6 protein-coding genes are annotated in these 6,766 nt (G+C 65.3%); all 6 read left to right on the top strand.

Annotated features, from left to right (window positions below):
* Positions 1-130: 130 nt before the first annotated feature.
* Positions 131-430, top strand: a complete 300-nt coding sequence (locus ACG2LG_RS20710; RefSeq protein WP_396262275.1) for a hypothetical protein — start codon at positions 131-133, stop codon at positions 428-430.
* A gap of 166 nt (positions 431-596) precedes the next feature.
* Positions 597-869, top strand: coding sequence for a WXG100 family type VII secretion target (locus ACG2LG_RS20705; RefSeq protein WP_396262274.1), 273 nt, complete (start codon positions 597-599; stop codon positions 867-869).
* Positions 870-1,239: 370 nt separating this feature from the next.
* Positions 1,240-1,701 (top strand): hypothetical protein, encoded by a 462-nt coding sequence (locus tag ACG2LG_RS20700; protein WP_396262272.1) that lies wholly within the window; start codon positions 1,240-1,242, stop codon positions 1,699-1,701.
* Entirely contained in the window at positions 1,698-1,913 is a 216-nt protein-coding gene (locus ACG2LG_RS20695) for a hypothetical protein (RefSeq protein WP_396262270.1), read from the top strand. Before ACG2LG_RS20700 ends, ACG2LG_RS20695 begins: the two co-directional genes overlap by 4 nt.
* Positions 1,897-5,655, top strand: coding sequence for an FtsK/SpoIIIE domain-containing protein (locus ACG2LG_RS20690; RefSeq protein WP_396262268.1), 3,759 nt, complete (start codon positions 1,897-1,899; stop codon positions 5,653-5,655). The genes ACG2LG_RS20695 and ACG2LG_RS20690 overlap by 17 nt, the downstream gene beginning before the upstream one ends.
* A 53-nt stretch (positions 5,656-5,708) precedes the next feature.
* Positions 5,709-6,563, top strand: coding sequence for an NAD(+)/NADH kinase (locus tag ACG2LG_RS20685; RefSeq protein WP_396262267.1), 855 nt, complete (start codon positions 5,709-5,711; stop codon positions 6,561-6,563).
* Positions 6,564-6,766: the final 203 nt, after the last annotated feature.

Raw genomic sequence — 6,766 nt, 5'->3', positions numbered from 1 at the left:
CTTCAATTCTATCATCGGGAGTTAATACGCAGCCGCAATGATGACTATATCTGCCACACTCAAGAAATCCGAAATAATGATGCCGAGAAGTATAACTCCGAATCTCGAATAGCGGGGACCCCAAACGAAGATGGATTACCGCAAGAGACGAGCAGAGTTCGTTGCAGTAGCAATACTCTGGGTGTTGCCAGCGATTGTGTGGGTCCTGTTCGCGCTCATGTTGTTTTTTCGGGGCGGCAAGGGTCCGGTGCAGGATCTGTTCTTTGTGCCAGGCGTCATGGGCATACCGGCATCGCTGCTCTGGGCATTTTACTTGGGGATGCGCTCGCGTACTGCGCGGGGGTCCCGCTTGGAGACATGGCGCGATGGCGGGTTTCTTTTTGCCGCCTCGACCCTCGTCGTACCCTTCGTTGCGATGCTGGGATGGTGACGGCTGCTGATGCGTCGTTGAGCCGCGTTCGCTGGACGAAGATCTGAACTGGCAGGTCAGGCCTTGGCGATCTTGGCGTCTTGGCGGTGAATCCAATCTCTCCGGTCCAGCGTGCTTCATATCATTGCCGCTTGAGGAAGCCTTTGGGGGGAGTAATCTGGTGGGCATGTCCCAGGCCATTGTCGATCCCGAGGATCTCCGGCGCTTTGCGGTGGAGTTGAAGCGTTTCAACGAGGAGTTGCGCGACCGGACGGCGTCGTTGATGGCGCGCTTCACCTCGCTGGGAGAGACCTGGCAGGATCAGGAGCAGGAGAAGTTCGCGACGGAGTTCCTGCAGACGATGAAGGGGTTGAAGCGTTTCAACGAGGTGGCCGAACGGCATTCGCCCTACCTGCTGCGCAAGGCCGAGCGGATCCAGCAGTACCTCGACCAGCGTTGATGGGATGTGCACCGATCCTCGGGAGAGCGGCTGACGGATTTCGAGGAATTGGGACCATGATGGATAGGATGGATAAGATTTTCTGGAAACTGGCCGGACGAAGAGTGGTTGTAGGGAGGTTTGCGATTCTGGACCGGACTTCGGAATCAAATCATCCCATGCATCTTATCCATCCTGGTCCCCAGTTCCCGATCGGCTTGTTTGCTATCGCGGGTGGGCGAGTCCGATGCTGACAAGGCCGCGATTGTCCTTTGTGGCTTGGGAAGGGGTGGCTAGATTGCCGCGGGGAACAGGGGTTCCGACAACGACCGTGGCAGACCAGGCAAACGTCGCATCGATCGAAGCGCTGGAAGATTTCCGAGCGGGTCTCGTGCGTTATCGTGAGCGCACCAACCAGGCGCTGGAGGATGTGTCCGGAGAGGTGAAGCGCACCCGCGAATGGCTGACCTTCGAGAAGCGGACGGCGTGGCAGGGCGAGGTGCGGCGGCGCCAGCGGCGGGTCGACCAGGCACTGGCCGAACTGGCGACCTCGAAGTTGTCGGTGATGAAGGACGACCATTCGGCGCAGGAACTCGAGGTGAAGAAGGCGCGTCGGGCGCTGGCGGAGGCGGAAGAGAAACTGCGCCTGACGAAGAAGTGGGCCCGGGACTTCGACTCGATCGTCGAGCCGGCGTCGCGCCCGCTCGACAGCCTGCGCGAGCGCATCGCAAGCGAGCTGCCGAAGGCGATCGGCTCGCTGGATGCGATGATCCGCTTGCTCGGCGACTACGCGGGGCGAGAGGCGGCCCCGGTGCGGGTGGAGACGAAACGACCGGAGGAGGAAGCGCCATGAGTGCGACGGGAACGGCCAAGGGGATCATCAACGACGCGACCCGCGAGCTTCACGCCCGCTGGGACCAGGTGCGGGAGCACTGGCGGGATGCCAAGGCGGCGGAGTTTTCCCAAACGTACCTGTCGGGACTCGCCGAGGACACCTCGCGGGCATTGCGGGTGATCGATGAACTGGAGCGGCTGATTGCGAGAATCCATGACGACTGCGAGTAATCCGCTGAACCCGGCTGAAGTCTTGGGCAAACTCGATGCGCTGAAACACGCGATCGAGGCCGCGGCCCGTGGCGAGCGGCTGGCCGACGAAGCGCGGACTGCGCGGGTGGTGGCTGCGCGGCGTGAGATGCGCGAGCAGGAGGAGCAACTCGCCATGGAGCATGAGCGCCGCCGGACCGAGCTGGAGGGGCGGCATGCCAGGGAGCGCGATGCGGCCGAGGCCCGCCACGTGGCGCGGCTGGAACGGATCGAGGCGTGCTATCATTCGGCCCGCCGGGCACTGACTAATGAGGTGACGGGTGCCCGCGACAGCCGGGTCGGGCAGGTGCAGGGCGAGATGATGCTCCAGCAGGAGGAGCTGAAGGAACGCTACGACCGGGCGCAGAGCGAATTGCTCGGGTTGCGCGCCGCGGCGGAAGAGGATCTCGCCAAGGCGACGGAGATGGCCGACGAGGCGCGCAAATCGCTGCGCGGGTTCAAGCCGCTGGTGTCGGCCAAGCTTGGCGGACGCGGCGTCAAGGTTGGTGAGGCGCTGGAAGGGGACTTGTTGAGTGAGGCGGCGCTGGATCTGGAGGTCGTGCAGCGGCTGCCACTGGCGAAGTTTTTTCGCTTTGTCCCGCTGACCGCGCTGCTGGTGCTGGCCATCGGCCTGAGTGCCTGGCTGTCGGGCAGCCCCGGAGATTTCTCCAAGTGGTGGCCGATGGCGGCGATCGCGGGGGGTGCGGTGCTGGTCTTCTACGCCGTCGCGCTGGCCACGGTGTGGGGGGCGATGCAGCGGCTGGCCGAGTCGCTGCAGCGCGTGCGCCTGACGGGGGCGATGGGGGTGAATGCGATGATCGGCCGGGTGCGGGGGCTGAAGGAGGAGATCGACGCCGAGACCGAGCAACTGCGCGGTGGCCTGAGTGAGATGATGCGCGAGAGCGATTCCATTTTGCAGGACGAGATGCGCCGCGGACGGGAGAAGCTGGAGGCTCAGTTCGCGCGCCTGCCGGGTGTCGAAGAAGGTCTGCACCAGCGTCGCCTCGAACGCGTCGCCCGTGCTCACTCGCAGCGCCTCGCTGCGCTGGAAGAGGAGCAAGGTCGAAGCCTGGAGGAACTCAAGGCGTCCTTGCAGGCAAAGATCGCCGAAGCGGATGCCGGGCATGACCAGGCCCTCGCGGAAGTTGCCGCCAACTGGCCGGAGGAGGTCGGGCGGCGGATCGAGCGGTTGGCGGCACTCATCGATGAACGGGCAAGCCGCTTTCCCGAGTGGTCGCGCGAGTGGCTCGAAAGCTGGCAGCCGCCGGAGTCGGGCGAGTCGGCGATTCCCTTCGGTTCGCTCACCGTTCCGCTGGCCGAGCTCGCCGAAGAAACTCCGGGGGACGCCCGCTTTTCCCTGCCGGAGTCGATCGCACTGCCGCTGGCGCTGGGATTCCCCGGTCAGGGCTCACTGTTGTTCGAGGGCGACGCGACCGAGGCGGCCGGGGCGATCCATTCGGTGGTCCTGCGCCTGCTCGGTCATTTCCCTCCGGGACGTGTGGCCTTCACCTTCATCGATGCGGTCGGTCTCGGGCGCGATCATGCCGGCCTGATGCACCTCGCGGACTACGAGGACACGCTGATCCACGGCCGGATCTGGACCCAGTCGGCGCAGATCGAGGAGCGGCTGGCCGAGCTCAACGAGCACGTCGAGAAGGTGATCCAGATGTACCTGCGCAACGAGTATGCGACGATCACCGAGTACAACGAGAAGGCCGGGGCGATCGCCGAGAAGTACCAGTTCGTGGTGATCTCGGGACTGCCTGCCGGCTTCAGCGACACCGCGATGGGTCGGCTGCGCAGCCTTGCGGCGAGTGGGGCGCGGTGTGGCGTGTTCCTGCTGATCCAGCTCGAGAAGCCGCTCGCGGATCCGGCGCTGGAGGCTGAGCTGCGACAGACCTGCCTGTGCCTGAAACAGGAGGATGGGGTCTGGCGGATCGCCGGTCGTCCCGGGACCGTGGTCCTCGACCGCGCGCCGGAGGACTCGCTGGAAACCGAGCTGGTCCATCGTTTCGGCAAGGCAAGCGTCGACTCCAACCGGATCGAGGTGCCCTTCAACAGCATCGCCCCCGAGGGAGAGTGGTGGTGCGAGGAAACCGGCGACGAACTGCGGGTGCCGATCGGCCGCACCGGCGCGCGCAAGCTCCAGCAGCTGGCGATCGGCAAGGGCACGCGCCAGCACGCCCTCATCGCCGGCAAGACCGGTTCCGGCAAGTCGACCTTGTTCCACGTGATGATCACCAACCTGGCGCTGCATTGCAGCCCGGAGGAGGTGGAGTTCTATCTCGTCGACTTCAAGAAGGGCGTCGAATTCAAGTGCTATGGAACCCGGCGGCTGCCGCATGCCCGGGTGGTGGCGATCGAGAGCGACCGTCAATTCGGCCTGAGCGTGCTGCACCGGGTCGACGAGGAGCTGCGCCGTCGCGGCGAACTTTTCCGCGAACACGGCGTGCAGGATGTGGCCGGCTATCGCAGGGCGACCGGCGGGAAACTGCCGCGCACGCTGCTGATGATCGACGAGTTCCAGGAGTTCTTCACCGAGGACGATGGCATCGGTCAGGAGGCCTCGCTGCTGCTCGACCGCATCGTGCGTCAGGGCCGCGCCTTCGGCATCCATGCCATCCTCGGTTCCCAGACGCTCGGTGGCGCTTACACTCTGGCGCGCGCGACGCTCGGGCAGATGGTCATCCGCATCGCCCTCCAGTGCAACGAGGCCGACGCCTACCTGATCATGGACGACGACAACCCGGCACCGCGCCTGCTGACGCGTCCGGGTGAGGGGATCTACAACGACAATGCCGGGGCGCTCGCGGCGAACAGCCCGTTCCAGACGGTGTGGCTTTCCGAGGAGGAGCGGAACGAGCGGCTCGACGAGGTGGCGGCGCTGGCCCGCAAGCGCGGGATAGCGATGCCGGCGCCGGTGGTCTTCGAGGGCAACGCTCCGGCCGACTTGAAGGAAAACGACCGGCTGGCCGCGGTGCTGGCCGAGCCTCCCGTGGAGAAGCCCAAGGCGGGCCGGATCTGGCTGGGGGCGCCGAATTCCATCAAGGGACCGACCGAGGCGGTTTTGCGGCGCCAGAGCGGCTCGAACCTGCTGGTGGTCGGCCAGGGCGAGGACCGGATGAAGGCGCTGATGAGTGCGGCGCTGGTATCGCTTTCCGCCCAGTATCCGGCCGGGTCGGCCCGCTTCGTGGTGCTCGACCCCGAGGGCGAGGGCGGCGACCTCGCGGCCATGCTCAAGACGCTGCCGCAGGAGGGCGAGGTGCACCAGCCGGGCGATCTGGCCGGGGTCATGGCGAAGCTTGCCGCCCGGCTCGAGGCGGGTGGCGAGGACGAGGTCTTCGTCTTCATCCGCGACCTTCAGCGTTTCAAGGCGCTCCGTGAGGAAGAGGACTTCGGATTCTCCTTCGACGAACCCTCGGCCGGAGCCGCCTCGCCGGCGAAGGTCTTCCGCGAACTGATAGGGGAAGGCGCGCCCGCGGGCATTCACCTGATCGTCGGGGTCGACACCTGGAACAACGTCGGGCGCTGGATTCCGCGCAAGAGCATGGCGGATTTCCAGATGCGGGTCCTCTATCAGATGAGCGCCAACGATTCCTCGGCGATGATCGACAGCCCCGCCGCCGGCAATCTCGGACTCCACCGGGCCCTGCTCTACGACGAGTCGCAGGGGACGCTCGAGACCTTCCGCCCGTACTCGCGGATCTCGCCGGGCGAGATCTGAAGGGTCCCGCACTCCACCTTGGACAAAGCTTCGAGAGGCCACTAAACAAAGTCATGACGGTAGGGATCATCGCCAACCCGCACAAGGAGGGTTCGCGTCGGACAGTGGAGGCGCTGATCGCCGCACTGGAGGATCACGGCTTGTCATTCGCACTTGAAACGACGGCGGCGGAGATGACCGACCGTTTGCCCGGCTTGTCCGGGAAAGCCCTCGCCGAAACCGCCGATGTGATCGCGGTGATCGGGGGCGATGGGACCATGCTGCACGCGATGGCCAAGCTGGGCGGTTGCCCGAAGCCGATGGCCGGGATCAACATCGGCAACCTGGGTTTCCTCACGAGCTGCACCGACGACGAGATCCCGGAGTTCGTGGATGCCCTGGTGAGCGGAAGCTTTTCGACCAGCGAGCGGATCCTGCTGGATGCCTGCGTGGAGACCCGGGATGGTTCCACGAAGCGCTTTCTCGCCCTCAATGAAGCGGTGCTGGCGCGGGGTCAGACGGGACGCCTCGTCGCGCTGGAGGCAAAGGTCGATGGGGAAGTCCTCAACCGCTACCGGGCCGATGGTTTGATCGTGGCCTCGCCCACCGGGTCGACCGCCTATTCGTTGTCCGCCGGGGGACCGTTGATCAGTCCGTCGGCCGGCGTGTTCGTGATCACGCCGATCTGTCCGCACACGCTCAGCCAGCGATCTCTGGTGGTGAGCGACGATGTGGAAATCGAACTGTCGCCCGAGGAGCCTTCCGACGGGCCGATGCTGTTCACGGTCGATGGCCGGGATTGCGTGGAGATCGGTCCGGCCGACCGGGTGCGGGTGCGCAAGGCCGGCCAGCAGCTGAACCTCCTGCGCCTCGAAGGCCGTTCGTTCTACGCCGCACTGCGCCAGAAGCTGAACTGGCGGGGCGGCTGATCGTGACTTCAGGCCAAGGCTTCGGTCACCTACCGGGTCAGCGGAAAAATCCTGCGATGCCGGCTGCAGTTCGCGCGGAGCCGGGCCCGGTGAATCTGGTGGAATGGTGCCGCCCGACGATGTTGGGATTGTTGGTAAGGAGGCGGCTCTCCCTCGTCGAAGCACCGACTGCGGCACCGCCCAGGTCCCTCCGGATCTCTGCG

It is taken from the genome of Haloferula sp. A504 (assembly GCF_044385805.1).
GTDB lineage: Bacteria > Verrucomicrobiota > Verrucomicrobiia > Verrucomicrobiales > Akkermansiaceae > Haloferula.
Note: the sequence above shows the minus strand (reverse complement) of the source record. Positions and strands in the feature narration are given on the sequence as shown.